Here is a 26,174-nt window from a genome sequence, read left to right on the forward strand (position 1 = left end):
ACGCATTTTGGACCGGCGCACCGCGCCAGGGGAGTGTTCGCATGGCGCAACAGCACGATCTGTTCGACGACATCATCGATATCAGCAAGGGTATCAGCGCCCTCAAGAACCCGCTGGGCGGCGTGACCGACGCCCTAATGGGTGCCGAGGGCGACGGCACCCCGCATTGGAACCCCGCGGACTACAAGGATAAGCCGCGCGCCAACTCCATCCCGTGCCTCGTGTGCAACTACGAGAAGAGCAGCTGCACCGCCTGCATGGACGCCTGTCCGGTCGACGCGATCGAGATCGAGGACTTCAGCATCGACATCAAGGACAGCTGCCGCAAATGCGGCCTGTGCGTGAGCGTGTGCCCCACCGAGGCCTTCGTCACCCAGCGCCTGACCCCCAAGAAGCTCTACGATTCCATCGCCGGCGCCGCGGCGGCGTTCAACACGGCCTACGTGACCTGCACGCGCGCCCTGCGTCGCGTCCCGCGCGAGAACGAGGTCGTCGTGGCCTGCATCGGCGACGTGCCGCCCGAGGTGTGGTTCTCGGTGATGGCCGACTATCCCAACGTGAGCGTCTACCTGCCGCTCGATATCTGCGAACGCTGTCGCAACACCACCGGCGAGGAGATCTTGGGCGACTCGATCGCCACCGCCGAGGAGTGGGCGGGGACCGGGCTCGGTCTGGAGGTGGACTCCAAGCAGCTCAAATGCGTCAAGCGCCGCGAGTACGAGCGCAAGGAGTTCATGGACAACATCATGAAGACGACCGGCCTCGCGGTGAGCAAGCTCAACCCGGCGACGGCGGCGGTCGCGTCGGTCACGCAGCGTCTGCGCGACCATTCCAAGAAGATCACCGAACTCGAGAAGACGCTCAAGGCGGCCTGCGGCACGACGACCCAAAAGCGCCGCCGCCTGCTCATCCAGCGTCGGCAACTGCTGCTCTCCACGCTGCAGTCCCATCCCGAGCTGGCCTCGAACATCCAGGTGAGCACACCCGAGTGCGACTTCGACCGTTGCACGGCGTGCGGCGAGTGCGTGAAGAAGTGCCCGACGCACGCGACGGACCTGCTCGGTTCCGGGCGCTTCGTCGTCGAGCCGGCTTACTGCGTGGGTTGCGGCCTGTGCGCCGAGGTCTGCGAGGAGCACGCGATCAAGATGGTCGAGCACGATGCGAGCGACCTCGTGGTGCCCGATCCCGAGGCGCAGAAGAAGGCGGCGGATGCCGTCAAGACGCGTGCCGAGATCGCCAAGACCAAGGAGGAGGGCAAGAAGGTCCTCACCAAGGTGCTCGACTCGGTGGAGAAGATGGCGGACTAGCCCTGCGCGCCGTCTTGCGCGGTGCGATTCGCGGCACGGTGCGCCGCGACGGTTTGTTGACGTGACGCCGGTTCTGCGGACCGGCGCGATAGGAGAAAGCGAGCGATCCCATGGCTCTGTCAATCGGTATCGTCGGTCTGCCCAACGTGGGCAAGTCGACGCTGTTCACCGCGCTGACCAAGAAGGGCGGTCTGGCGGCCAACTACCCCTTCGCCACCATCGACCCCAACGTCGGCATCGTCGACGTACCCGATGACCGCCTGCAGAAGCTGGCCGACATCGTGCACCCCGGCCGCATCGTGCCGGCGACGGTCGAGTTCGTGGACATCGCCGGTCTTGTGAAGGGTGCCAACGAGGGCGAGGGCCTGGGCAACCAGTTCCTGGCCAACATCCGCGAGACCGACGCCATCTGCGAGGTCGTGCGCTACTTCACCGATCCCAACGTCATGCGCGAGGTCGGCCGCACCGGAGACTTCGTCGATCCCGCGGGCGACGCCGACACCATCATGACCGAGCTGATCCTGGCCGACATCCAGACGCTCGAAAAGCAGCTGCCCAAGCTCGAGAAGGAGGCCAAGCGCGACCACGACCTCATGTCCAAGCTCGAGATCGCCAAGCGCCTGGTCGGCTGGCTGAACGAGGGCAACCGCGCCGCGGCGCTCGACATGACCGACGAGGAGCGCGCCGCCGCCAAGGGCCTGTTCCTGCTCACCATGAAGCCGATCCTGTACGTGGCCAACGTCGACGAGGACATGCTCGGTGAGGAGCTCGAGCCCATCGACGGCGTCACCCCGATCCCCATCTGCGCCAAGGTCGAGGCCGAGCTGTCCGAGCTCGACCCCGAGGAGGCCGCCGAGTACCTGGAGACGCTCGGTCTCGAGCGCCCGGGCTTGGAGGTGCTCGCGCAGGCGGCATACAAGCTGCTCGGCCTGCAGTCGTTCTTCACGGCGGGTGAGATGGAGGTCAAGGCGTGGACGGTCCGTCAGGGTGCCACGGCTCCTCAGGCCGCCGGCGTGATCCATACCGACTTCGAGCGCGGCTTCATCAAGGCCGAGGTCATTTCCTATGACGATTACATCGAGCTCGGCGGCGAGCAGGGCGCCAAGGCGGCCGGCAAACTGCGCATGGAGGGCAAGGAGTACGTCATGGCCGACGGCGACGTGGTCCACTTCCGCTTCAACGTCTAAGGTGGGCGGAGTCGTCCGTCGCGCGCACAAAGGAGTATCACCTATGTCATCTCTGTCCATGTTCAAATACGGGAAGAAGGCCGGCTATCTCGGCATCGCGACCATCGTGCTCGCGCTCATCCCGGTCGTCATCGCGCTTGTGCTCGTCCCGGGGCTTCCCGACGAGGTGCCCATGCGCTTCGATGCCACCGGTGCGGTCACGCGCTACGGCAGCAAGTTCGAGATGCTGATCCCGGCGGCGATGTCGGTCGCGTTCGGGTTCGGCATCTACGTGCAGACGGCGCGCAAGGCCGCCGAGCACGCTAAGGACTCCATGACCATGGCCGTGGGTCTGGCCGAGCGTTTCCTGCGCAGCGGCGTCATCACGACCGCGGTGATCAACGTGGCCAACGCCTACCTGCTGTATATGGTGCTGACGGGCACGAACCCACTCGTGTTCTAGCCGGGGCGGTCTACTCCGCCGCTGTGAAATCGGATGGCGTCAGGGGCCCGCGCATGCGCGGGCCCCTGTGCAAAAACGTCTGATCTGATTTCGCCGCCGGAACGTCAAGCTGTCGGCAGACGGTCGTAGTTGACGGGCTGGTAGAACAGCTCCTCGATGCGCGAAGGGTCGCCCGATTGCCCGCGCGCCCACATGGTCTTGGCGACGAGCGCCTCGGTGGTCATGTCGTCGCCCTTGAGGATGCCGGGATGTTCGGCATAGGCGCGACCGACCTCGTAGACGCCGAGGTCGAGGCCCTCCTCGGGCACCTGCGTGGTGATGACCATCGTGCGTCCGGAGTCCACCCAGTCAAAGATCGCCTGCTTGAAGGTGAGCGCGCCGGGCGTGGTCCGCTCGTAGTCGGGGATGCCGCCGATGCCGAACGTCTCGAGGATGACCGCGTCGTAGCGCGGCTTGAGCAGTTCGAAAACCTCCGGTTCGATACCCGGGGTGAGCTTGAGCACGAAGACGCGCTCGTCGAGGTTGTCGAAGAAACGCGGACCGTCGATCGAGGCCTTGGGAAGCATCACGCCGTGCGCACGGGCGAGCGCGTCGCCGCTGCGGATGATGCGGTCGTTGCGGATGTAAGCCAGCGACGGGTAGTTGACGCTCTTGAACGCGTTGAAGCTCATGGTGCGCTGCTTGCGGCCGCGCGTGCCGGCGATCACCGCCCCGTTGAACACGATGACCACGTCGTGGCTGCGATCGTCCACCGCATAGACGATGCTTTGGAACACGTTGAGCTTGGCATCGGTGAACGAATCTCCCATGGGCTTTTGCGAACCGGTGAGCACGATGGGCTTGGGGCTGCTCTGGATGAGGTAGGAGAGGGCGGCGGCGGTGTAGGCCATGGTGTCGGTGCCGTGGAGCACCACGAAGCCGTCGTATTCGTCGTACGCCTCGACGATGGCCCGTGCGATGCGCCGCCAGTCGCGCGGGCGCATGTTGGTGCTGTCGATGTTCATGAGCTGGCGCACGCCGATGTCGGCGAGATCCGCGATCTCGGGCACGGCGCAGGCGAGATCGTCGCCGGAAAGCGCAGGCGCCAAGCCGTGCACATCTTGAGCGGAGGCGATCGTGCCTCCGGTGGCCAGCAGCAAGATCCTCTTCATCGTGCATCCCTCGTTCACTCGCGGATCGGTCCGCACCTATTGTGCGACAAGAAGGTGCCAGGTACAAACCTGTCGCAAACTTGTCGGCAGCGTTCCCGACAAGAAGGTGCCAGGTACAAACTTGTCGCAAACTTGCCGGCAACTCCCCAATTATCTCCTGGCCCCTTTTGGGACATGCACACCGCCGCCCCATGCGGATCGACGACCCCATAAACCCGCCGATGCGGTGCAGTTTTTAGGAGGTGCGGCGTGAGCATGTATGATAGTGAGGTTCGAGTAGAGACGGTGCCCGGGGCACCGTCCCTTCGCTTGCATGCAGAAAGGGAGCAGCATGTCGCAGACTTCTTCCAGCAGCACGGGGAGCAAGGTCCTCGTCTTCGACTTCGGCGCGCAGTACGGCCAGCTCATCGCCCGTCGCGTGCGCGACCTGCACGTGTATTCCGAGATCGTCCCGTGCGATATCACGGCTGACGAGGTTCGCGCCATGAACCCCGCCGCGCTCATCCTGTCCGGCGGTCCGGCCTCCGTATACGCCGAGGATGCACCCTCGATCGATCCCGAAGTGCTCAAGCTCGGCATCCCCGTGCTGGGCTTCTGCTACGGCCACCAGACCATGGCGGTGGCGCTCGGCGGCGAGGTCGCGCACTCCGAGATCGGCGAGTACGGCCCAGCGACGATCGAGCGCGATCGCGAGAGCGCGCTGTTCAACGCCACGCCGATCGAGCAGACCGTATGGATGAGCCATCGTGACGCCGTCTCCCGTGCGCCCGAGGGTTTCGTGGTGACGTCGTCCACCGAGGTGTGCCCCGTGGCGTCCATGGAGTGCCCCGAGCGCAAGCTCTACTCCACGCAGTTCCACCCCGAGGTGCGCCACACCGAGTACGGCCAGCAGATCCTGTCCAACTTCCTGTTCGACATCTGCGGCATCGAGCCCACGTGGACCATGGACAACCTCGTCGAGTCCATGTGCGCGGACATCCGCGAGACCGTGGGCGAGGATCGCGTGATCCTGGCGCTGTCGGGCGGCGTGGACTCGAGCGTGGTCGCCGCGCTCGGCGCGCGTGCCATCGGTCGCCAGATGACCTGCGTGTTCATCAACCACGGCCTGTTGCGCAAGGGCGAGCCCGAGCAGGTCGAGGAGGTCTTCACCAAGCAGTTCGACGTCGACTTCATCCACGTGCACGCCGAGGACCGCTATGCCGCCCTGCTCGACGGCGTGACCGAGCCGGAGGAGAAGCGCCGCATCATCGGCACGCAGTTCTGGAAGGAGTTCTTCGCCGTCGCCCAGCAGCTCGACGGCGTGAAGTACCTGGCCCAGGGCACGATCTATCCCGACATCATCGAGAGCGGCGCGCGCAAGACGGGTGGCAAGGCGTCGACCATCAAGAGCCACCACAACCTCATCCCGTTTCCCGAGGGCGTGCACTTCGACCTTATCGAGCCGCTCGACCACTTCTTCAAGGACGAGGTGCGCGAGCTTGGCTTGGCACTCGGCCTGCCCGAGCACATCGTGTACCGCCAGCCGTTCCCCGGCCCCGGCCTTGCGATCCGCATCATCGGTTCGGTGAGCCCCGAGAAGCTCGAGATCCTGAAGAACGCCGACGCGATCGTGCGCGAGGAGCTCGATGCCTACAACGCGCGCCTGTTCGAGGCGACCGGCGAGCGCAACTCCGAGCACAGCTGCTGGCAGTATTTCGCCGTGCTGCCCGACATCAAGAGCGTGGGCGTCATGGGCGACGAGCGCACCTACGCGCGTCCGGTCATCATCCGCGCCGTCGAGTCGAGCGACGCCATGACCGCCGACTGGGCCAAGCTGCCCTACGAGGTGCTGGCGCGCATCTCGAGCCGCATCGTGGCCGAGGTCCCCGGCGTGAACCGCGTGGCCTATGACATCACCTCGAAGCCGCCCGCGACCATCGAGTGGGAGTAGAAAATCAGCAGTTATGGGGGTATTAATCGTCAAATCTGCTAAAAATACCCCGATAAACGAGATATTTGCTATACTGGCTCCAGTCGAGAGATTGGGGCCAGTATGCGTTTGTTCGAGCGCGAGGACTACCTCGAGAAGATCCGCGGGTTCTACCACGACGACGGCGTGATCAAGGTCCTCACCGGGGTCCGCCGGTGCGGCAAGTCGTGCCTCATGCAGACCATCGCCGGGGAGCTCAAGGCCACGGGGGTGCGGGAGGACCACATCATCTACCTTGACCTCGACCGGTACGGCTTCCGCTCGGTGAAGACGCCGGACCAGCTCGAGGCGCTGATCGAGCCCGCGCTCAAGATTGACGGCATGAAGTACCTCTTCATCGATGAGATCCAGAACGTCGAGGGGTTCGAGGAGGTGGTGAACGAGTTCCGCGCCGAGGGCGGATTCTCCATCTTCATCACCGGCTCGAACTCCTACCTGCTCTCCGGCGAGCTCGCCACCAAGCTGACGGGGCGCTACGTCGAGTTCGAGGTGCAGACGCTCAGCTTCAAGGAGTATCGCGAGATGAAGCGCTTCCTCGGGCAGGCGGTCGACTCCAACCCTGTGGCCGAGCTCGACCGCTACATCCTCGAGGGCGGCTTCCCCAAGGCGCTCGACTACCCCAAGATGGCGGACAAGCGCGCCTACGTGAGCTCCGTCATCAAGGAGATTTTCGAGAAGGATATCCGCAGGCGCGTGAAGGTGAAGAACGTCTCGGTCTTCAACCAGGTGCGCGACTACGTCATCAACAACTTCGGTGCGACGACCTCGCTGACGAACATCCAGTCCGACCTCGAACGGCAGGGCGTCCGCATCAAGCGAGAGACGCTCAACCGCTACCTTCAGATACTCGAGGATGCCAAGATCATCAGCAAGTGCGCACGCTTCGACATGAAGTCGCGCAAGTCGCTCAAGGGCGAGCAGAAGTACTACCTCGCCGACCTGAGCTTCTACTTCGCGCTCAACACGGACAACCGCATCAACTACGGGCCCGTGCTGGAGAACATCGTCTATTGCTACGCGAGGAGCCTGGGCTACGAGGTGAGCGTGGGTCGCATCGGCAAGCTCGAGTGCGACTTCGTCATGCGCTCGCCCGAGATGGAGTACGCCTACGTGCAGGTGGCGATGACCATCATGAACGACCTGAAGACCGAGGACCGCGAGTACCGCCCGCTCGAGCAGATACGGGACAGCTGGCCCAAGTTCGTCATCACGCGCGGCGACCCGATACAGCACCGCGGCGGCATCGTGCACGAGAACGTGACGGAGCTGATCGGGGAGGGGCGGACGTTCGGGTTGGAGCAAGTGAGTGTCTCGCCGGGAGCGGACTGCTAGTAAGTTGCTCTTACCTGCGTCACTCTTATGTCTATTTCCGCGCGCTCCGTGTGGCTCCCTGGCTGCTATCGTTCTTGCTGTCCATGCTGCGTTGCCTTTCGCGTTGTCGGGCGGCCGACATGAAGGCAGTCCGCAAACCTTCTTGAAGGTTTGCGGACTGCCACAAGTTCAAGACGAATTTGTCGTTGTAGTAGCTTTACCTAATTGCTCCTTCGTCCTCATCGGTGCAGGTAGAGTATTCATCTAGCAGCTCTTTGAGAAATCCTGCAGGCTCATATATTTCTTCCGGCATCGGATATTCATTGGACATGTGGCACGAATGGTAATTACCATCTTCATCAATCCAGATTAGCCATGATAGCTCAGACCACGCTTCGGTCTTCGAGAGTCGTTCCTCTGCAAGCCGGTTGCCGCCTCTCTGGAGAGTTGCGTACCAAACAGGATGCAAGTCGCGAGCGCACAGGGCTTCGAAGAGTAGGTTCTTGTTAGCAAGCAATGCTTGATAGTGCTGCCTGTACGGCTCGCCATATTCCACGTCCTCGAATATGGTGTCGCCGTCAGAATTGAAATAGCGCAATCCGTCGGTGTGTGCCACGTCGCATAGGTCCATCGCGAGCTTCGAGGGAAATCGATACCAGCAGTCTCCAATATCAGTCAGGTTGTCGGCACCGCTTCCTGATAGCGGAGAAGCCACGACATGGGCATCGGCGATCTTGTCGTGCTCGTGTCCCTCGTCGTATTCGCTGATCCATGGTGCCGACATGAATTCGACCGGTGAAATATAGGTGGCCTCAATGTTGATGCTGGTGGAAAACGCGGAAGCATGGTCGTAGCCATCTATCGATGCCGTTCTATTCTCTGCAAGTTTTGCCAGATTGGCAGAATCCATGGCGCCGCAGTACGCCCAGCAGCAGGCTTGCTTGCCGCAAATGCCCCAATCGCTAGCATATAGCGCGACGGGCATCACGTCATCAGAGATAGAAATGCTGACGTTGGGCTTGTATCTGAGAAGGGCGATGAGGACATCAGCGCTCCCGGAGCCAATCCAATCGCTGAGCTTTTGTTCGGTGCAAATTGAATCGCCGTCATCGCACGAGAAAGAGGCCGGGAAGGATGGGGTGATGCCCGCTCTCTCAGCGGAAAGGCGGTTCACGGTTGCCTCGAATAGCGGGCTCCGGTAGCTCAGTAAGTCGTTGTAGTCGGACGCAAGCTCGTAGGCATTTTGGTCGGGTCCATTTTGCCACTTGCTCGCAAATACGGGCACTCTGTCTGCCATGAAACCGCAAATTTCATTCCTCGCGCACCATACGTATTTTTCTGCAACGGTCATGATCGTGCTCTGCAAGCCGTGGTCGGCACTGCCGAAAGAGCCCGATATCCTACGATCGATACCGCCCAGGCGATACCCATCCTCTCCGACCGGTCCAACGAATACATCCGGATCATATCCATGGTCAACGAGGTACTGATAAGCCGCGGCAATGACCCAGCCTTCAAACTCCGGCGGCTCAATGTCTATCATTTCGGCGGAATTCTCTACGATACGCTGAATATCATCCGCGTTGTGGTCGTTGCTTGTACGATGGCGAGAAATACCAAACGCCATCTCCAGCTTGTCAACGAGTACGTAGCGCGCAAGATCATAATGAATGGTCTGGAATCCTTCCATCCTGCTCGCATTAGCGGCATCCACATAGATGGGAAGTGCGCCCGCTGCGGCATCAACGTCAAACGGCGGACGACAGCATTTTGCCGCGCCGGGATCTATGGCACCGTCCACACAACACTTCTCGACGATCATCCTTCCATAATGTCGTATGGACGCATCTCTGTTGCCCGGCTTGTCTGGTGCACTGAAAACCGAGGCGATGGCGATTTTGGCGAAGCGCTTTTCGGTCGCGTCATCAACCAGTCCCTGACATATTACTTCCCCTGCAATGGCAAACAGATCCTCGCGAATCTGCGGGTCGTTGCATTCGCTGAAATGGTCGAAGAGCTTCACGTACTCATCTGGGCGATACATGGCCCACGTTACGAGCTCGCTTCTGCAATGTCGTCTCCTCAGGTTACTGATCGTTGCAAGGCACCAGGCAAGCAGTAGTGGCATTTGGTTCCACATGTCGTCGCCGTGCAAGCGAGGTAGACGCCTTGCGCCACCTCGTTCGTAGTACATGGATAGGCTGTAGTTGTCGTACAACTTGATAGGTATCGACCAGACCTCATCACGCTCAACCGAAGTCCGAAATGCCCTCATGTACTCGTCTAAAAGAGTAGGCCCAAGCGGATGTCCCTGTACGTCCGCAACCTGGACAACAATCCCATTGACAATATCGCGAAGCGAATCACTGCTCTTGGCCATTTCGTCAAGGGCCCATTGGCGAAACTTTCCCGCAGCACTCTTCTCCGCATCTGCAAGTGCATCAATGGTGAGTTGGCGCACTCTCGCCGTGCCAAGAGATCCGATAAGCTCATTGCTCTCTAAGGGCAGGATGCCACGTTTCTCGATGAGCCGTATCGCGTACATGTAGGCGACGTCGCCATGATGAAGGAGCGCGTTGGCCACCGTAGCTTCTTCCGTCTCTATGAGCACGACGGCCATGAAGTAATCCCACAGGTGACGCGATCCAGGCTGGTACATGACAATTGGTGGGGAAACGCTCGTTGGTCCTGCTTGTTGGGAAGTGGAGAGTATTCCATATCCCTCGAGAAAGTCGAGCATTCTGTCAGCGTATTCGCGCTGAATGCCGGCTTTTTCGATAACGTCGCTGATTGCTGACCGGTTCCTCTTGCTGTCGTCTTCCAAAAACGCTATTGCAAGCTCAGAGAGTGCGGATCTGACCGGCTTCTGATACAGTCCGACAGTTTTACCGGTGCGAGCGGCGTATTCTTCATCAAGTCTGTCGACCTCAGCGTTGACCAGAGCAGTTAGGCAGGTTGATACCTCCTTATCTATCCGTCTCCCGCAGTAAGCGGTGCAGAACATGCGAAGTTCCATGGGTGTACGGAGCGTCCATCTGTAGTGTTTGTTGCTGACAATATCGATTGAGTAGCGCTCGATGTAGCGGTCAAAAAGCTCGTGAGCGGGCACGTCGCCTTCGTCATCGACATGATGAGTGCATTCCCAGGCATCATCGGTGAGGCTGCGCTCAATACCGTAAGGACGAGACGAGTAGGCAAACCTAATCCTAGGGTACTCGCATGAAATGGCATCGCCCTGCCTGACCAAAGAGGTCCAGCTTGATGCCGGCGGCCTTTCGTCGAGACCATCGACAAACACAGCGACCTTGGCTCGTACAGTAACGCAGCCTTCGCGCGCGTCGCGCATTGCGGCGGACGAGCTCAATGCCTGCCACAGTTCGGCTTCATCCCAGTCAGATAGACCGAGAGCATTGCATATAATTTCCCTCCACCCATCGTGCTCGTTGATCTCTCCAGCTCGAATAAAGATAGGCAGGTGCTTACCATCCTTCAGGAATCCAACTGCTGCACTGGCGAAGCCACAGGTCTTGCCGGTTCCCTGCTCACCAATAACGAGGCAGTGCGGATAGCAAAACGCTTCACGTACCGCCCTGCAGATATCGTACTCGCTCGGCAGCTCTTTGAACCTGTCTATCAGTTTAATAAGCTCGTCTGCATGTCCTGTTAGCTTGTACTTCCTCTTCAGGTCCTGCATGTCGAACTCAAAGCGCTCGATTGCCCCATAGTCGACGATAATGTTGTCGATTTCGACCAATCCATATGGCTCTGTCACGAGCATGCGTCTCCATAAACTCAGATGGTCAGCATACGCGGTGACAGCATCGCAGCACTTTGTAGCAGAATCCTTCAATGTGTCAGATAGCTCGTTTTCGACGTTTACCAAAGAGTTGGCCACATAGGCAAGGTCGTGGCATACATTAAGGCAGATGTCTATCTCTTTGATAAGGGCGGCTCTACTCTCGATTGTTCCGAAGAAGTTGCCGAGAAAGATTGCCATATCACCGTCGCCTACGACTTCTGGCACATAACGGTCTTTCAAGCCCTCTACTGCACGTCGAAGTGCAAGGTGTATCCCTTCTGAATTGATTGCAGTCTTCTCAAACCAAAAGCGCCAGCACCCCTCGTTTTCGAGCTTCTGCAAGAGGGTCAGTACGAAGTGCTCGTTCCATAGAACGAGCTCAAGGTTTGGATAAGCCTGCTCTATCGAATCTTTGAATTTCTCCCAAGCACTTTCCTCGCCGGGGGAGATTGTCTCGTTCTTGCTTTTTCTGAGCGAGGTAAGATTATGCGGTATACAAACGATGTATTTCGTTAAGTTTGGCCGCACCTCTCTGGCCTTGTCTATTGATTTCTTGATCTGTCCATACTGGGAAGGCGTTATTGACTTCCTGAACCACTTTGCTTGGACACCAATGAACTCATCGCTGCTCGTATTGTGCCAGCATGCCTCAATTCCGCCGTCTCCGCCATCCCCACGTATGTCACGATAAGTCCAGCTGGAATCGAAGTTCATCGTATGCGTACCCCATGTCTCGAAGAGCTGGCAGCACAGCTCCTCGAATGCCTCCTTATCTCCCAGACCCTGGTTGTTGAACTTCTCAAATATGCTCACTCAACGGCTCCTCAACCAATCGCAAGGTGGTTCCTATCGTTGGATAAAAACTAGATGCTCTGTGTTTTGGAAAGCTTTTCGATCAGACATAGCTTAAAGAGCGAGGTGAAGTTCAAACCGCCAAGCCTAGCATCTTCTTTGGCTGAGTCGCGCATCGTGCGTGGCAAGCGAAGTGTCACAGTCACTAATTCTGAGTCTGTGAGGTAAGACTGCATCTCCGGGGTCGAAGCGCCAGATTCTATGAGCTCCTTGTAGTTCATATGATTCCTTACTACGTAAATCGTGTGCAAATTCAGAATTAAGTACATTCTAGCGGGCTACAGTGGCAAGAGGATTAGCCGCCGGCTCTCAAGCAAGAATCACGAAACGGGGCCCCGTGCGCGTTGAAAAGCAGTGCTGAACGTATTTGCGGTCGTCTGCTATTGACGAACTGATAAAGCCGTTAACGGCGCGATTCGTCATCGAGCTCGCGGTGCCGCAGACATCTGGGGCGCTATCGTTCTCGATGTCTAGAGCTGTCCGAAGGTGTTGCCGCATTCCTTGGCATCGTCAAGTATCTAGTTTGTGTACTTTTCGATAGTCCTCTAGGCCCGTCATCGGTACGGACCCTCTTCCAGCGGCGTCACATCTAGGTAACGCCTCGATCTCCACTCACTCTTGGCGACGTGTCTGAGCCGGACGGCGACAAGCATCAGGGCTGATCTCCCGTCGGGGAAGACGCCTCCGCCCTTGGTCCGCGGCGGATTCCCGGTTCGGTCTCTCGGAAGCGTTGCTTGCACCGATTCTCCTCCAGCGGGCGGTGTGGAGCTTCGTGCAGGTTAGGGCTTCGGCATGGCCCTCGCGGACGACCTTGACCTCCTCCACGATGTCCCTCTTGTTCCGACAGCTCGAATCATGCCGGGTGGGTTGTGCCCCGTCCTGTCTAGACGTTATTCCGCTGTCAAAGTGCTGAAGTGTTTCGCGTAACCCTCGGCGTTCTCGATGCGTTAATTTGCGTGATTCCCAGGGCCCGTTTTCTTCTATTGAGAAAAAATGCCGCATACGGCAAAATTGCTCAATAGTAGTCGATCGGGAATCAAGGCGAGGCACACATGGAAATCAAGCGGGATCGATATCTCAACAGGCTCATCGACCGCATGCACAACGGCATGGTCAAGGTGGTTACGGGTATCCGCCGCTGCGGGAAGACGTATCTGCTCTTCAACCTCTTCAGCGACTATCTGCGCTCGGAGGGCGTCGACGACGGGCACATCATCGAGGTCGCGCTCGATGTCGAGGAGAACGCCGCTCTCCGCAACCCCGACGCGCTGTCCGCCCATCTGCGCTCGAAGATCGCGAACGGGCGCGAGCAGTACTATGTCTTTCTCGACGAGGTCCAGTATGCCATTTCGCGCGAGGAGCTCAAGAGCCCGGACGTCCCGCCCCGGCTCTACGGCGTGCTCAACGGGCTTCTGCGCATGGGCAACGTCGACGTGTACGTGACAGGGAGCAACTCGAAGCTCCTCTCGCATGACGTCATGACGGAGTTCCGGGGGCGCGGGGACGAGGTACGCGTGCGACCGCTGTCCTTCTTCGAGTTCATGCAGGGCTTCGACGGCGACCGCTACCAGGGTTGGGCGGAGTACACGGTGTACGGCGGCATGCCGCTTGCGCTCTCGATGCATACAGATGAGCAGAAGGCACGCTACCTCGAACGTCTCTTCGAGGAAACGTATCTAAAGGATGTTGTGGAGAGGCACGAGATCAGGAAGCGTGGTGAGCTTGACGACCTGGTGAACGTGCTCGCCTCAGGCATCGGGACGCTCACGAATCCGAGCAAGCTCGAGAACACCTTCCGAAGCGTGCTCCACTCCAAGATCTCCTCGAACACGATTTCCAGCTATATAGGCTACCTCGAGGACGCCTTCGTCATCGAGGAGGCGCGGCGCTACGACGTGAAGGGGAGGGGCTACATCGGCAGCCCCCTGAAATACTACTTCGAGGACGTGGGGCTCCGAAACGCGCGGCTCGGCTTTCGGCAGGTCGAGGAGAGCCACATCATGGAGAACGTGGTCTACAACGAGCTCAGGGCGCGCGGGTACTCGGTGGACGTTGGCGTGGTCGAGAAGCGCGTCCGCGAGGAGGGCAGGGACGTTCGCAAGCAGCTTGAGGTCGACTTCGTCGCCAACAGGGGTTCCGACCGCGTCTATATTCAGTCGGCGCTGGAGATGAGGACGCCCGAGAAGGCGGCCCAGGAGAAGGCATCCCTGCTCGGCATCAGCGACAGCTTCAGGAAGGTTGTGCTCGTGCGCGACGTGGTGAAGCCCCTGCGCGATGAGCGGGGTGTGGTCACGATGAGCGTGTTCGACTTCCTGCTCGATGAGAACAGCCTCGCCGGGATATAGGAGAAGAAGCGACTACGTTGAGTTCATTTTTGAGTTCATTCGGGCGTCGAAGATTCGGCTGATTTTGGTTAATGGGGAGACGGCGGTACACCACGTAGACGAGAGACCATGGAAATGCACGATTTGATTACTGAGTGGGAATAGGAGAATATGGATAACACAGGGAAAGAAACAGCAGGTAGATAGCCCGTTTTCATCTCGACGCGCGGCGCGGTGATGACAAAACGATGCCGCGCGCCCGATTGCGTCTCATATGTATCAGGGGGAGCCCCGGCGAGCGGTCGCCGGGGCTCCTTTGTTTTTGCGCGACCAAGGAGGCTGGATCGATGGGGCGTATGGAGAGAGCGCGCCGGGCGGCAGTGAATCTGAATCTCCCCCGTTTCCGTTGACACATCGAGTTCCGTTTGGGCATGATGCCGTAAACGGGGAAAGGGGGCATGGGATGGGACATCCGTCGCCCAAGCATTCGGCAGAGTTCAAGCAGCAGGCGGTGAGGCTGTACAGGGAGCGGGGCGGTACCTACGCGGAGACCGCCCGCGAGCTCGGCGTCGACCCGGGGAGCCTGTCGGACTGGGTCAGGAGGGCCGACGCCGCGCAGGCGCCGGCAGGGGACAACCCCTTCCAGATGGCGGAGGACCTCCGCAGGCTGAGGCGCGAGAACGAACGGCTGAAGAGGGAGAACGAGATACTTTTGAAAGCGGGCGCCTTCTTCGCCGGCAGGCAGCTGTAGGCGCCCAGGCGGAGAGGGCGAAGCTCGCTTTCATATTGCTCAACGAAGGAGCCCGGAGCGTGTCCGAGATGCGCCGCGCGCTCCATGTCACCCGCCAGGGCCACCACGCGTGGAGGAAGAGGCGGCCGAGCGCGCACGACCTGCGCGACGCCGAGCTGGCCGCGGCGATCTCCGAGATATACACCGCCAGCCGCGGCATCTACGGCGTTCCCAAGGTCTTCGCCGAGCTCAGGCGCTCCGGCGAGCGCACGTCGCGCAAGCGCGTGGCGCGCATCATGCGCGAGAGCGGCTGGGCCGGCACCATCAGGGGCGGCGCCAGGCGCCCGAGGAGCGCGGCCAAACCGGCCGCCCCGCAGGCCAACACCGCGCCCGACCTGGTGCGCCGGGATTCTGCGCGGACGGCCCGAACCGCGCGTGGTTCGCCGACATCACCTATGTGAGGACCCATCAGGGCTGGATCTACCTGGCGGTCGTCATGGACATATGGTCGCGCAGGATCGTCGGCTGGTCCATGGCGCCGCGCATGGCCGCCGAACTCGCCGACGACGCGCTCAGGATGGCGATCGCGAGGCGGCGCCCGCCGAGGGGCTGCATCCACCATTCGGACCACGGCTCCCAGTACACGTCGCTCCTGCTCGGGAAGACGATGCGCGCCGCGGGCATCAGGCCCTCCATGGGCTCCATATCGTCGCCGTGGGACAACGCCGCGATGGAGTCGCTCATGGGGCTCATCAAGGCCGAGTGCGTGCACGCCCGCACGTTCGAGACGCGCGATCAGGCGGCGCTGGAGATCTTCGAGTACATCGAGTGCCTCTACAACCGCAAGCGGATCCACTCGGCGCTGGGGTACCTCAGCCCCGAGGAGTTCGAGGCGAGGCACACGGAGGATGCCGCCCCGAGGGCAGCGTAGGGGTGTAAACGGAATCGGGGTAGATTCAGATTCACCGCTCCGGGTCGATGCGGATCTCGCGCAGCCCCGCCAGCCACTCGTACGAGAGCCTGCGCATGTTCGACTTCCTCGCCGGCCGCACCCGCAGCCCCGCCTCGCGCCGCCACACGGCCATCGACTGCTTGCCGTCCGGCGTGTCGTCGCACCAGATGAGCTCGTCGTGGAGGTAGGCGTCCTCGCCGGGCTCGTCGGCGTAGGTGAGCGCATCGGTTACCAGTGCCGCCGTCTCTGCAGGCGTCTTCCTGTTCGCCGAGAGCTCGCCGAAGATGGTGAGCCGCCGCTCACCTGGCTCCCAGCCGCAGCGCACGAAGCGCCAGGGATCCGGGAACCATCCCCAGTCCACGCCGCACCGCGTGCGCGAGAAGCCCCGGCACGCCGCGTCGGACAGGCGCACTGAGACGACGTTGTTGAACACCGAACCGCCCGTGCCCGTCACCTCGCCCAGGTACTCGCTCCTCCACGCCCGCTCGTCGACGCTGCGCAGGTACTCCGCTTCCTCGATGAACGGAGTGCCCAGCCACTCCGGGTGGCTCTCGATCACGTCCAGATACGAGCTCTGGCGAACGAGCGTGTCCGCTCGCCGCTCGCGCTCCAGTTCCTCGCGGTTCACCAAGTTCCAAAACGTTCGGGGAGGGTTGTAGCTGTAGAAGATCCAGAAGTCCTCGCCGCCGCGCCTGAGCGAGTTCAGGATGCTCCGCGCCGCGTCGATCCCGTCGAACTGGTCGAGCTCCTCGAACCACGTGACGGCGCAGTACCCGCGCGCGAACTTCACGCCCTTGAGCTTGAGCGGGTCGTCGGCGCCCCGGAACACGATTCTCTGCCCCGTCGGCAGGTACGTGAGCTCCATCGGAGAGATGCGCGCGCGGAACCACGCGTCGAGCCCCAGCGCCGCGATCGCCCACGTCATCTGCGAGAACACGCTGTCGCGCAGCGTGTTCGAGAACCTGCGCACCACCACCGCGTTCGCCTCCGGGTGCGCCAGCAGGAGCAGCACGATGCAAACGCTGATGAAGCTCGACTTCGTGGACCCGCGCCCGCCGTGCAGCCAGTAGTGCGTGTGACCGTGGGCCATCACGTCGCCCAGCACGTCGTGGAAGCACGGGATGACGAGCGAGGACACGTCAACCATTCGAGCCGCCCTCGTCGAATCCCGACAGCTTCTCCTGCACCGGTTGCGTCACCACGCCGAGCACGATCCTGGGCGCGGCGTCCACCTTCGCGTCGTCGCGCTGGCGCTCGGCCTTGCCGAACTCGTCGGGGTACTTGCGCTCGAGCAGCCACGCCGCCGCCGTCCAGTACTGGTTGCGCGCGAGCGCCGCCGAGCGGATCGTCGTGAGCAGCGTCCGCTTGAACGCCGACTCCTCCTTTTTTAGTCCCTCGCTTAACTCGCGCTGCAGCTTCGTCTTCGGCTCCCCGATCCAGCGGTAGAACGTTGATTCATGAATGCCCAGCGCGCAGATGATGTCGCCGTTCGAGAGCCCGTCCGCCTTGAGGCGGATCGCCTCGTCGACCATCTCCTGCGTCAGCTTCGCCCGCCTCGCCATGCAATCACCCCCGTGAAAGGTCGATAGATTCCCTCACGGTGGATTCTCGTGGCGCGTCACAAAGAGGGGCGCCCCTCCGGGCGCCCGGACAAGCCCTCCGCCCGCTGCTGGGTGGAGCCTACATCAAGGCCTTCCCCGCGCTCCAGGCGCCGCCGACCTCCTCCCCGACGACCCGGTAGACGCGACGCGTCGAGTCGTACACGATCGGACGCATCTGAGAGAAGTCGACGCGCCCCTCTCCGTCGAGCACCGCCTCGTCGACGCGGGTGTTGACGATCTCCCCAACGAAGCGCTTCTCGCCGGCCCAGTCCTCGACGGAAATCACGCGACACTCCATGGTGAGGGGGAACTCCTCGATGACTGGCGCGTCGACGAACTCGGAACGCGTGAAGGTGAGCCCCGACCCCTCGGCCTTGTTGACCCTGCGCCCGGTGGCGATACCGAAGTAGTCCGCCTCGGCGACGTGCGCCGCGTCGGCGGGCGCAACCGTGAACGCCCCGCGCGCCAGGATGTTGTCGGTCGTCTTGTGGTCGCCGATGTTGATCGCCACCTGCGTGCGGGTGCACTCGCCGCCCCACGCGACGTTCATGGCGTTTGGCGTCCCGTCCTCTCCGTAGCTCGCGACGATGAAGACCGACTGGGGAAACAGCTCGCCCGCCACGCCGAGATTCTTTTTCATGGCCTCTCCTCCTCTGCTCGAGCGGCCGCACCAGGCCGCGCCATCCTGCCTCGAGTATCTCCCTGCGTCCTCATTCTGTTAAGTACCGGCATTAATGTCAGGTGCTATCATTTGGTAAAGCGCATGCGACGGGAGCTTCACGGAGGGGGTGCGACATGGGGCGGGGCATAGAGGGCGCGTCGTTCGAGGGCACGGGGTACAGCTACACGCTCTCGCTCATCCGGGGCAAGCACAAGATGTCAATTCTTTACTGCCTCATGGAGTACCAGCCCGTCCGCTTCAACGAGATGCGCCGCTACCTCGGCGGGGTATCCGACCGCACGCTCTCGCGGAGCCTCAAGGAGCTCGAGGCCGACGGGCTCGTCGCGCGCAGGGAGTACCCGCAAATCCCGCCGCGCGTCGAGTACTCGCTCACGGAGCGAGGCGCGTCGCTCATGGAGGTCCTCGACCTCCTGTGCGTCTGGGGCGAGAGGAACCGGCCAGGCGATTGAAGCGTCAGCACTTCCGCTCCCGCCCCCCCCTTGAGCCCATACTTCCTGCGCAGGCGGGAGTTCCGCTGCCGCATCATGTCGCGCTCGCGCCGCACCTCGTCGAGCTCGGCGGACTCCTCCGCGTGCGCCCGCTCTCGCTCGAGCTGCTCGTTGAAGGCGCGCTCCTGCTCCAGGTGGTAGCGCTCGGTGCAGAGCGGGCACATCCCCGTCTGCCGGTTGATCTTCACGCCCACCGCGCCGCACTCCGGGCACACCGTCTGCACGGCGAGCGAGCAGTGGATCCGCGACGTGCGCATCTCCACCGCCCGCACCGAGTGGACGACGCCGCAGCGCCGCTCGATCTCGGCGGCGGCGTAGGCCGCGCCCCTAAAGCTCACCTCGCGCAGGACGTCGTCCTGCTCCCTCCGTCCACCAGCTCATCCGCGCCCCCTCCCGCCGCGTCTCATGTTTGCAGCCCGCGCGCCATCGCGCCCGCGCGCCCCCTTGAGACGGAGAGCAACCAGCCCGCAAACGCGCGCTCCAGCACGCTCGAGAACACGTAGAACTCCGCGAGCGCGCCGCCGGCACGCGGGGGAGGCGGAAGCGCGCCTGGCGTCTATGTTCGACGACGTGCGCATCGTCATGCTCAGGGGCGACACACTCTCGAACTGCCCGTTCGGCGACCCCTACGCCGTCAGATTTACGACAACATAACGCTCGTGTTCGAGCAGGCGATCAAGGAGGGGGATTCTCGAGAAGAACCCGTGCCACGCAGCCAACCTGCCCAAGATGGTCACGCGCGAGGCGCTGCTCGCTCTGAACGGCGTTCACCCCAAGGTCATGCAGGAGCTCGTCGGCCACTACAGCCCCCAGATCACCATGGACATCTACACCCACGTGAACATGGATGCAAAGCGCGAGGCCGTGGCAGCCGTCTCGAAGGCGTTCGCGTGATGGCAAGAAGTACCCGTAAGGCCCGCCCTCACGTGGCAGGGATTGGCTACGGTATAATTTGTGGCAGTTTTTGTAGCAGGGGTGTCGAAGATGAAACCCGCCCGATAGGAAACGCCAATCATAACCTGCGGAGATGAAGAAATGCAAAAACCCGAAAACCGCGTCGGCATTATCGAGTGTGAGTGAAGTCCCGCCTGTTTTTCTCCAAAACTGGTGCTATTACGGCCTTATTTTCGCCATTCTGTGCGATAATAAGGCCGTAGCCATTTTAGGGGAGGAGTTTGCATGGAACGATTCCTTATGGACGAGCTTGTTGCCTGGAAGGACAGCCCCCGTCGCAAGCCGCTCGTCCTCAATGGCGCGCGTCAGGTTGGAAAGACGTGGCTGCTCAAAGAGTTCGGCAAAACGCAATTCAAAAATGTTGCGTACGTCAACCTAGACGACAATCCTCGAATGCGCGAGCAGTTCGAGTTGGGCTACGATATTCCGCGCATTGTCTCGGCCATCCAGTTTGAAACGGGGCAGGTTGTGTCCGAAGGCGATACCCTTATCGTCCTCGACGAGATTCAGGCGTGTCCGAAGGCGCTTACAAGCCTTAAGTACTTCTGTGAGGATGCTCCTGGGTATGCAGTGGCTGCAGCCGGCTCGCTTCTGGGCATCACCGTGCACGAGGGCAGCGGGTATCCCGTTGGGAAGGTGAACACGCTCGATCTCCATCCCCTGAGCTTCCGGGAGTTCCTCGTCGCAACGGGAAACCGGACGCTCTGCGACCTTGTCGATTCGGGCGATGCCGGCCTCATCAACAGCTTTTCGAGCAAGCTCATCCCGCTCCTTCGCCAGTACTACTACGTCGGCGGCATGCCGGAGGCGGTGAGCGTCTTTCTTGAGCGAAGGCTCCTTGAGGACGCGCGCGAGGTGCAGCTCGAGATCCTCCGCGGCTACGAGCGCGATGTCTCGAAGCATCTCGGCAGGGCTGAGACCGAGTACGCGCTTGCGGCGTGGCGGTCGATCCCGTCCCATCTCGGGAGGGAGAACAAGAAGTTCGTGTTCAGCCACATCGCCAAGGGGGCGCGGGCGAGGAATTACCAGTCGGGTATCACGTGGTTGACGCAAGCTGGCATCACGACCCTCGTCCGCAGGATATCGAAGCCCGGAATCCCGCTTGCCCCCTACGCCGACGACACGGCGTTCAAGCTCTTCCTGGTGGATGTCGGCCTGCTGGGCGCTATGGCGCGGCTGGACAAGGAGACGGTCGTCGGGGGCAGCGAGATCTTCGAGGAGTTCAAGGGCTCCCTCACCGAGCAGTACGTCTGCCAGCAGCTCGTCTCCGACTGCGGGCTCACCCCTTACTACTGGTCGGCCGAGAACTCCTCAGGCGAGATCGACTTCCTGGTGCAGAGCGCGAACAGCGTCTACGCCATCGAGGTGAAGGCGGAGGAGAACCTGCGCGCCAAGAGCCTTCGGGCGTTCAAGGGCGCTCATCCGGAGATAAAGTCCGTTCGCTTCAGCCTCTCGGGATACCGCGAGCAGGACTGGATGAGGAACGTCCCGCTGTACGCGATGTCGAACATGGGGCTGTGGGGGTAGGCCGGGCAATGTGATGGTCTGCGTGACTGTTTACGGGGAGGCGGCAATAGTCGTAGGGCCGGAGGTGGGGCATGCGGTGATTTGAGCGGGACGTGTTTAGCGTGACAGCATTTTGAGCCGGGCGTCTCTGTGGCACAAGGCACTTCTATTGAGAAGTAATGCCGCATACGGCAAAACTGCTCAATAGAACCGACTTGGAAACCAAGATGAGGTATGCGTGGAAATCAGGCATGACCAATACCTCAACAGACTCAACGGGCTTCTGCGCATGAGAAACGTCGGCGTGTGCGTGACGGGGGGGGGGGCAACTCGAAGCTCCTCTCGCATGACGTCATGACGGAGTTTCGGGGCCGCGGGGACGAGGTTCGAATACGGCCGTTGTCCTTCTCCGAGTTCATGCAGGGCTCCGGCGGCGACCGCTACCAGGGCTGGGCCGAGTACGCGGTGCGCGGAGGCATGCCGCTCGCTCGCGTGGCCCCATATCAAAAAGGGCATCACGATATAGAGACACCCCCGTGTCCTCCTACGTGAGGGGCAAGCGCACCACAAAGACGCTGCCCAGGAGAAGGCGGTGCCGTCACTCGACGATTTCGTATCCCGTGCGCCCGAGAATGTCCAGTGCTCTCTGGTGGCTCTCCTTCTTCACCAGAACGTAGTCGGTGTTGTAGGTCGAGATGGCAAAGATCGAGATGCCGTTCTCCGCCAGCGTCTCCGCGATGCCGGCCAGTATCCCGATGAGAGGGAAGTCCAGCATCCCTTGGATGCGGAAGCCCCTCCACCAGCCGTCTCGCTCAACAACGTTCGACGGGACATCGCCGGTGGCGCATACCAGGGAGTTCTCTTCATCCGTCTTGCCGATGAAGCTGTACTCTGCGCTCAGATCTACCAGCGAGTAGTCCTCCACCTTGCATACCGAGAAATCCTGATCGAGCTTCTTCGGCTTCATGGCGCCTGCCCCTCCTGCATTCCGATTCCGCCCTTTCCCCTTAGATAATGGCATTGTCCCCGCCGGCTGCGGCATCCGACCGAACGTTCGGAGGCCGCAGCTGCCTCATTGGCGCGGCTATGCCGTCGGCCTCTGCGCACGAGCCCCTCTCAGCGCGGGCACTTGCGCGAGGCACACGCCGGCGAGGATAACGACCACGCCCAGCCATTCGATGATACCGAGGGGCTCGCCGAGCACGATCATGGCGATAAAGAGACCGGCGGGGAGCTCGGCGGCCGCCATGACGGTGGAGAGGCCGGCGGGCAGGTGCGGGGAGCCCAGGCCGAAGAGCAGCACCGGGCACATGAGGCCGAAGAGGCCCGCTATGGCGGCGAAGGGCAGGATGCCCTGAAAGACGACGCCGGAGACGAGGTAGTCGGGGCACACGGTGAGCGACATGATGCCCGCGCCGAGGCACACGATGACGCCTCGCTGCTCGTTGGAGCACTCTACCTCGACCTTGCCGGAGAGCGTGACGAACAGCGAGCAGGTAACGGCCGCGCCGAGGGCGCAGGCAAGCGCCACGGGATCGTAGCCGGCAAGCCCCGTCTTGTAGACGCCGCTTGCGAACACAGTGCCGAACACGATGACCGCGGCCGAGGCGACTTCGAGGGGCTTGGGTGCGCGGCGCGTCATGATGGTCTGCCAGACGAGCCCCATCCAGGTGAACTGGAACAGCAGCGTGAGCGCCACGGGCGCGGGCAGCACGCTCATGGCGTAGCAGTACAGGATCGAGGTGGTGCAGGTGAGAGCGCCGAGACCCATGAGCTTAAGTGCCTGCGTGCCCGTAAGACGGACCAAACGTCCGCCGCGTGTCAGCTTTACGGCCGTCGCAAGCACAAAGAACAGGCAGCCGAACCAGGCCTGGCTCGCCACCACCTGCGCAGAGGTGAAACCTGCCGCGTACGCGAGCTTGTACGTGGTGGCCATGGCGCCGTAGCAGGCCCCGCCTGCGAAAACCTGCAGGGCGGCTATTACCCGGCGGCGACCTGGCGTCGCGGCTTCGACAGTAGAGGTCTCCCGATCGATCATATGCTTCATATCCTCTCCTCCTTCCGCCCCGCACGACGCGGGGCACAGGCTCCACACGACCCGAGCCGTCGGAAGGAGGCGCTGCCCGTCGGGAAGACACCGACGACCGGCATGAAAAAACCACGCGACCGAGACCCGGTTGCGTGGCAAAAAGGTGGCTTGCGCCCAGAAAAGTCCACACGATTTTAGACCGGTTCAGTCTAAAGAACGCTCCTGAGGAAGTCAAGAACTAAGTCGCCGCACCTGCGCGCAGGCGTTCCAGCATCGAACGGGCTTTGAGCGAGAACCGGCCGAGCCGCCTCGCGGCATCGCTTGCAGCGCGCTTGACATCACGCGGAACGGGTCCATAATGAGCCTTGAAAATCTCAGCGGATTTTTCTGGATGCCGTCACCTTTTCGCCGCTCGCCTGCCTCTGGCAGACGGGCGGCTTTTCTGTACCGACGGCCCCAGCGAGAGAAGGGACATGCCATGACGAACGATCTTCTCGACCTCATCAAAACGCGCCGCAGCGTGCGCGCCTACAAGGCAGATCCCGTGCCCGCCGACCTGCTCGACGCTGTGCTCGAGGCGGGCACCTTCGCGCCCACCGGCGGCGGCCACCAGTCGCCGGTGATCGTGGCGGTGACCGACCCCGAGACCCGCGAGCGCCTGCGCCAGCTCAACGCCGCCGTCATGGGAAAGGACACCGACCCGTACTATGGCGCTCCGGTCATCGTGGTCGTGCTCGCCGACGGCGGACGCGGCACCTTCGTGGAGGACGGCTCCTGCGTGCTGGAGAACCTCATGCTCGCGGCGCACGCCCTGGGGCTCTCCAGCTGCTGGATCCACCGCGAGCGCGAGATCTTCGACGGCGCTGAGGGCAAGGCGCTCCTCAGGGAGTGGGGCCTGCCCGAGACGCTGCGCGGCGTGGGTGCGATCGCCTTGGGATACGCCGCGGGACCCGAGGGCGCGGCCGCCCCGCGCAAAGACGGTTATATCGTGCGCATCTAGCAGGTATCGGCCATGCCGGAGGCGCCTGCTCTCCTCGGGGGATGCAAACTGCTCGAAAGCCGCCGACCAATAGAGGTGTTGAGTTCATTTTTGAGTTCAACTCGGGTGCCCTGAAATCACCTGATTCCGGTGAGAATGGGGAGACGACCGTTACATCATGTGGACGAGAGGCCATGGAAAGGAGCGATTTGATCGCGAGTGGGAATAGTTGAGGCTCTTCGCGAGGGAGGCCGAGAGCGGTTTCCCTCGTTTTTTCTCGTGTCTTTTCGTTCATGTCGTTGTTGTGATTTCGTGTGGTATTCGCAAGCCAATTGCCAGGTCTACCTGCGGAAATAATGGGTCTTGCCATGTTGCTTCCGGCATAGACGTCTCTAGTATGCGAGGCACGCGTTCGCCAGCGCGGCGCCGTCCAATCCCGAGAAGTTCGACCCGACGAGAGCCGTGACGATGGGCCCCGCTCCGATGCCGGAGGTCATCACCGCTGCAAGGGTTACCACCGCAGTCCCGCACCATGAATTGCGGCACTGTGCGATAGATGAGGTGCTGCAATTAGTTGCCCTCCTCGTCGACCGCCTCTATCGTGCGAGACGTTGCGTCACCGGTTTCGAAACTTTAATATTATGGTTGTTTCGAAACCGGTGAGATTGGAACTCGTATGCCTTGGGTCGAGCGCGCATCGTACCTCGAGCGACTCCGCTCCGTGGAGGGGACAGGCGACATCAAGGTCATAACCGGCGTTCGCCGCTCGGGCAAGTCCGAGCTTATGAAGGCGTTCTCCGCCGAGCTCAAGAAGCGGGACCCTTTGTCAAACAGCCTCTACATCGATCTGCTCGACCTCGACAACGAAGAGCTCCTCGAATATCACGCTCTGCACGACAGGATTGCCAAATCCCACAAGGATGGTGTGCGAAACCGTCTATTCATCGATGAGGTGCAACGGTGCGAGGGCTTCGAGAGGGCGATCAACAGCATTCATGCCCGGGGAGGGTGGGACATCTACCTCACCGGGTCGAATGCGTTCCTTTTGAGTTCCGACCTCGCCACGCTCTTCACCGGCAGGCACCGCGAGATTCATGTTCTGCCGTTCAGTTTCGGTGAGTTCCGCGCATACTTCGGCGAACAGGGGGCCATCGACGAAGAGCTGGACCGCTATATCGAGCGCGGGGGCCTCGCTGGATCCTATGAGTATCGTGACATGGCAGAGTCATACGGCTACATCAGGGACGTCTACAGGACTATCCTCACGCGAGATCTCGTACAGAAGTTCCGTCTGCCCGACACGCTGGTGCTCGAGCGGCTCGCCGAGTACATGATGGACAACGCCGGAAACCTTAACTCGCCGAACAGCATCGCCAACACCATCGATGCAAACAAAGTGTCGACCAACCACGTCACGGTTGGGCGCTACATCTCGCACCTGAGGGATGCTTTCGTCTTCTACGAGGCCAAGCGCTATGACATCAAGGGCAAGAAGTACCTGAGCACGCAGGCGAAGCACTACGTGTGCGACACGGGTATGCGCTACGCGGTGCTCGGCACGCGCAACATGGATTGGGGCCGCATGTACGAGAACTCGGTGTTCTTGGAGCTCATTCGCCGCGGATACGGGACCTACGTGGGAAAGCTCTACCAGAAGGAGGTCGACTTCGTCGTCAAGCGAGGGTCGGAGCAGGTCTACATTCAGGTGAGCGATAACGTAGACGCACCCGAGACGCTCGAGCGCGAGCTCGCTCCTCTGCGTGCGATACGCGATGCCTACCCCAAGGTTCTTATCGCGAGGACACGACACGACGACTACACGATTGACGGCATCAGGGTGCTCGATCTGGCCCGTTGGCTCATCGGGGAACAGGGATTCTAATATCGGGGGGGGGGTGGGCGCTCCTGCGC

22 protein-coding genes and 2 pseudogenes are annotated in these 26,174 nt (G+C 61.4%); 15 read left to right on the top strand and 9 right to left on the bottom strand.

Features of this window, described 5'->3' with window-relative positions; all coding sequences use genetic code 11:
- The first annotated feature begins 41 nt into the window (after positions 1–41).
- The 3 genes from I6E04_RS09285 to I6E04_RS09295 all read left to right on the top strand — a co-directional run bounded on the left by I6E04_RS09285 (position 42) and on the right by I6E04_RS09295 (position 2,936).
- The gene (locus tag I6E04_RS09285; RefSeq protein WP_235422915.1) at positions 42–1,307 is read left to right on the top strand and encodes a 4Fe-4S binding protein; all 1,266 of its coding nucleotides are present in this window, start codon (positions 42–44) and stop codon (positions 1,305–1,307) included.
- 110 nt (positions 1,308–1,417) lie between these two features.
- Complete coding sequence (gene ychF / locus I6E04_RS09290; RefSeq protein WP_235422916.1) at positions 1,418–2,494, top strand: redox-regulated ATPase YchF; 1,077 nt, start codon at positions 1,418–1,420, stop codon at positions 2,492–2,494.
- Between the two features lie 43 nt (positions 2,495–2,537).
- The gene (locus tag I6E04_RS09295; RefSeq protein WP_235422917.1) at positions 2,538–2,936 is read left to right on the top strand and encodes a DUF1648 domain-containing protein; all 399 of its coding nucleotides are present in this window, start codon (positions 2,538–2,540) and stop codon (positions 2,934–2,936) included.
- Between the two features lie 104 nt (positions 2,937–3,040).
- Here I6E04_RS09295 and I6E04_RS09300 read toward each other — a convergent pair whose 3' ends face one another.
- Positions 3,041–4,087, bottom strand: a complete 1,047-nt coding sequence (locus tag I6E04_RS09300) for an asparaginase (protein ID WP_235422918.1) — start codon at positions 4,085–4,087, stop codon at positions 3,041–3,043.
- Positions 4,088–4,418: 331 nt separating this feature from the next.
- Here I6E04_RS09300 and guaA point away from each other — a divergent pair, with 331 nt between their 5' ends.
- Both guaA and I6E04_RS09310 read left to right on the top strand, forming a co-directional pair.
- Positions 4,419–6,017, top strand: a complete 1,599-nt coding sequence (gene guaA, locus I6E04_RS09305; RefSeq protein ID WP_235422919.1) for a glutamine-hydrolyzing GMP synthase — start codon at positions 4,419–4,421, stop codon at positions 6,015–6,017.
- Between the two features lie 102 nt (positions 6,018–6,119).
- The gene (locus I6E04_RS09310) at positions 6,120–7,388 is read left to right on the top strand and encodes an ATP-binding protein (RefSeq protein ID WP_235422920.1); all 1,269 of its coding nucleotides are present in this window, start codon (positions 6,120–6,122) and stop codon (positions 7,386–7,388) included.
- Positions 7,389–7,584: 196 nt separating this feature from the next.
- Here the strand turns inward: I6E04_RS09310 and I6E04_RS09315 are convergent, their stop codons facing one another.
- Both I6E04_RS09315 and I6E04_RS09320 read right to left on the bottom strand, forming a co-directional pair.
- Positions 7,585–11,979, bottom strand: coding sequence for a hypothetical protein (locus I6E04_RS09315; protein WP_235422921.1), 4,395 nt, complete (start codon positions 11,977–11,979; stop codon positions 7,585–7,587).
- Between the two features lie 50 nt (positions 11,980–12,029).
- Positions 12,030–12,239 (bottom strand): hypothetical protein, encoded by a 210-nt coding sequence (locus I6E04_RS09320; RefSeq protein ID WP_235422922.1) that lies wholly within the window; start codon positions 12,237–12,239, stop codon positions 12,030–12,032.
- An 831-nt stretch (positions 12,240–13,070) separates the two neighbouring features.
- On the opposite strand from I6E04_RS09320, the gene I6E04_RS09325 reads away from it, so the two are divergent.
- The 4 genes and pseudogenes from I6E04_RS09325 to I6E04_RS09340 all read left to right on the top strand — a co-directional run.
- A complete protein-coding gene (locus tag I6E04_RS09325) occupies positions 13,071–14,363 on the top strand; it encodes an ATP-binding protein (RefSeq protein WP_235422923.1) in 1,293 nt (430 codons plus the stop codon).
- A gap of 442 nt (positions 14,364–14,805) precedes the next feature.
- Entirely contained in the window at positions 14,806–15,093 is a 288-nt protein-coding gene (locus I6E04_RS09330) for a transposase (protein ID WP_235422924.1), read from the top strand.
- A 68-nt stretch (positions 15,094–15,161) separates the two neighbouring features.
- A pseudogene (locus I6E04_RS09335) lies at positions 15,162–15,389 on the top strand (IS3 family transposase); the annotation flags it as partial.
- A pseudogene (locus I6E04_RS09340) lies at positions 15,284–16,003 on the top strand (IS3 family transposase); the annotation flags it as partial. The pseudogenes I6E04_RS09335 and I6E04_RS09340, both read left to right, overlap by 106 nt.
- A 31-nt stretch (positions 16,004–16,034) precedes the next feature.
- Here the strand turns inward: I6E04_RS09340 and I6E04_RS09345 are convergent.
- From I6E04_RS09345 to I6E04_RS09355, 3 genes are all read right to left on the bottom strand, one after another.
- The gene (locus I6E04_RS09345; RefSeq protein WP_235422925.1) at positions 16,035–17,171 is read right to left on the bottom strand and encodes a PBSX family phage terminase large subunit; all 1,137 of its coding nucleotides are present in this window, start codon (positions 17,169–17,171) and stop codon (positions 16,035–16,037) included.
- On the bottom strand, positions 17,164–17,586 hold the full coding sequence (locus I6E04_RS09350; protein WP_235422926.1) for a hypothetical protein: 423 nt from the start codon (positions 17,584–17,586) through the stop codon (positions 17,164–17,166). Before I6E04_RS09350 ends, I6E04_RS09345 begins: the two co-directional genes overlap by 8 nt.
- A 118-nt stretch (positions 17,587–17,704) precedes the next feature.
- The gene (locus tag I6E04_RS09355) at positions 17,705–18,265 is read right to left on the bottom strand and encodes a flavin reductase family protein (protein ID WP_235422927.1); all 561 of its coding nucleotides are present in this window, start codon (positions 18,263–18,265) and stop codon (positions 17,705–17,707) included.
- A gap of 155 nt (positions 18,266–18,420) precedes the next feature.
- On the opposite strand from I6E04_RS09355, the gene I6E04_RS09360 reads away from it, so the two are divergent.
- From I6E04_RS09360 to I6E04_RS09375, 4 genes are all read left to right on the top strand, one after another.
- Complete coding sequence (locus I6E04_RS09360; RefSeq protein ID WP_087355877.1) at positions 18,421–18,756, top strand: winged helix-turn-helix transcriptional regulator; 336 nt, start codon at positions 18,421–18,423, stop codon at positions 18,754–18,756.
- Positions 18,757–18,942: 186 nt separating this feature from the next.
- The gene (locus tag I6E04_RS09365; RefSeq protein ID WP_235422928.1) at positions 18,943–19,113 is read left to right on the top strand and encodes a hypothetical protein; all 171 of its coding nucleotides are present in this window, start codon (positions 18,943–18,945) and stop codon (positions 19,111–19,113) included.
- Positions 19,114–19,524: 411 nt separating this feature from the next.
- Positions 19,525–19,689: a hypothetical protein gene (locus tag I6E04_RS09370; RefSeq protein WP_235422929.1), complete on the top strand. Its 165-nt coding sequence runs from the start codon at positions 19,525–19,527 to the stop codon at positions 19,687–19,689.
- 285 nt (positions 19,690–19,974) lie between these two features.
- Positions 19,975–21,276: an ATP-binding protein gene (locus tag I6E04_RS09375; RefSeq protein ID WP_235422930.1), complete on the top strand. Its 1,302-nt coding sequence runs from the start codon at positions 19,975–19,977 to the stop codon at positions 21,274–21,276.
- A 577-nt stretch (positions 21,277–21,853) separates the two neighbouring features.
- Here I6E04_RS09375 and I6E04_RS09385 read toward each other — a convergent pair.
- Both I6E04_RS09385 and I6E04_RS09390 read right to left on the bottom strand, forming a co-directional pair.
- Positions 21,854–22,222 carry an ACT domain-containing protein gene (locus I6E04_RS09385; protein ID WP_235422932.1) on the bottom strand — a complete coding sequence of 123 codons (369 nt, stop codon included), beginning with the start codon at positions 22,220–22,222 and terminating at the stop codon, positions 21,854–21,856.
- A gap of 117 nt (positions 22,223–22,339) precedes the next feature.
- The gene (locus I6E04_RS09390; RefSeq protein WP_235422933.1) at positions 22,340–23,302 is read right to left on the bottom strand and encodes an EamA family transporter; all 963 of its coding nucleotides are present in this window, start codon (positions 23,300–23,302) and stop codon (positions 22,340–22,342) included.
- 460 nt (positions 23,303–23,762) lie between these two features.
- On the opposite strand from I6E04_RS09390, the gene I6E04_RS09395 reads away from it, so the two are divergent.
- The gene (locus I6E04_RS09395) at positions 23,763–24,284 is read left to right on the top strand and encodes a nitroreductase (protein WP_235422934.1); all 522 of its coding nucleotides are present in this window, start codon (positions 23,763–23,765) and stop codon (positions 24,282–24,284) included.
- 371 nt (positions 24,285–24,655) lie between these two features.
- Here the strand turns inward: I6E04_RS09395 and I6E04_RS09840 are convergent, their stop codons facing one another.
- A complete protein-coding gene (locus tag I6E04_RS09840) occupies positions 24,656–24,781 on the bottom strand; it encodes a hypothetical protein (protein ID WP_268830416.1) in 126 nt (41 codons plus the stop codon).
- 158 nt (positions 24,782–24,939) lie between these two features.
- On the opposite strand from I6E04_RS09840, the gene I6E04_RS09400 reads away from it, so the two are divergent.
- Entirely contained in the window at positions 24,940–26,145 is a 1,206-nt protein-coding gene (locus I6E04_RS09400; RefSeq protein WP_235422935.1) for an ATP-binding protein, read from the top strand.
- Positions 26,146–26,174: the final 29 nt, after the last annotated feature.

The sequence above is a fragment of the Collinsella tanakaei genome (assembly GCF_021531055.1).
Classification (GTDB): Bacteria; Actinomycetota; Coriobacteriia; order Coriobacteriales; family Coriobacteriaceae; genus Collinsella; species Collinsella tanakaei_B.

Excerpts from the sequence above, each read along its gene's own strand:
- I6E04_RS09320 (WP_235422922.1), bottom strand. The coding sequence starts at position 12,239 with ATGAACTACAAGGAGCTCATAGAATCTGGCGCTTCGACCCCGGAGATG.
- I6E04_RS09370 (WP_235422929.1), top strand. The coding sequence starts at position 19,525 with ATGGTCACGCGCGAGGCGCTGCTCGCTCTGAACGGCGTTCACCCCAAG.
- I6E04_RS09295 (WP_235422917.1), top strand. The coding sequence starts at position 2,538 with ATGTCATCTCTGTCCATGTTCAAATACGGGAAGAAGGCCGGCTATCTC.
- I6E04_RS09355 (WP_235422927.1), bottom strand. The coding sequence starts at position 18,265 with ATGAAAAAGAATCTCGGCGTGGCGGGCGAGCTGTTTCCCCAGTCGGTC.
- I6E04_RS09285 (WP_235422915.1), top strand. The coding sequence starts at position 42 with ATGGCGCAACAGCACGATCTGTTCGACGACATCATCGATATCAGCAAG.
- I6E04_RS09360 (WP_087355877.1), top strand. The coding sequence starts at position 18,421 with ATGGGGCGGGGCATAGAGGGCGCGTCGTTCGAGGGCACGGGGTACAGC.
- I6E04_RS09385 (WP_235422932.1), bottom strand. The coding sequence starts at position 22,222 with ATGAAGCCGAAGAAGCTCGATCAGGATTTCTCGGTATGCAAGGTGGAG.
- I6E04_RS09350 (WP_235422926.1), bottom strand. The coding sequence starts at position 17,586 with ATGGCGAGGCGGGCGAAGCTGACGCAGGAGATGGTCGACGAGGCGATC.
- I6E04_RS09400 (WP_235422935.1), top strand. The coding sequence starts at position 24,940 with ATGCCTTGGGTCGAGCGCGCATCGTACCTCGAGCGACTCCGCTCCGTG.
- I6E04_RS09395 (WP_235422934.1), top strand. The coding sequence starts at position 23,763 with ATGACGAACGATCTTCTCGACCTCATCAAAACGCGCCGCAGCGTGCGC.
- I6E04_RS09330 (WP_235422924.1), top strand. The coding sequence starts at position 14,806 with ATGGGACATCCGTCGCCCAAGCATTCGGCAGAGTTCAAGCAGCAGGCG.
- I6E04_RS09325 (WP_235422923.1), top strand. The coding sequence starts at position 13,071 with ATGGAAATCAAGCGGGATCGATATCTCAACAGGCTCATCGACCGCATG.
- I6E04_RS09345 (WP_235422925.1), bottom strand. The coding sequence starts at position 17,171 with ATGGTTGACGTGTCCTCGCTCGTCATCCCGTGCTTCCACGACGTGCTG.
- I6E04_RS09375 (WP_235422930.1), top strand. The coding sequence starts at position 19,975 with ATGGAACGATTCCTTATGGACGAGCTTGTTGCCTGGAAGGACAGCCCC.
- I6E04_RS09390 (WP_235422933.1), bottom strand. The coding sequence starts at position 23,302 with ATGAAGCATATGATCGATCGGGAGACCTCTACTGTCGAAGCCGCGACG.
- ychF (WP_235422916.1), top strand. The coding sequence starts at position 1,418 with ATGGCTCTGTCAATCGGTATCGTCGGTCTGCCCAACGTGGGCAAGTCG.
- I6E04_RS09310 (WP_235422920.1), top strand. The coding sequence starts at position 6,120 with ATGCGTTTGTTCGAGCGCGAGGACTACCTCGAGAAGATCCGCGGGTTC.
- guaA (WP_235422919.1), top strand. The coding sequence starts at position 4,419 with ATGTCGCAGACTTCTTCCAGCAGCACGGGGAGCAAGGTCCTCGTCTTC.
- I6E04_RS09300 (WP_235422918.1), bottom strand. The coding sequence starts at position 4,087 with ATGAAGAGGATCTTGCTGCTGGCCACCGGAGGCACGATCGCCTCCGCT.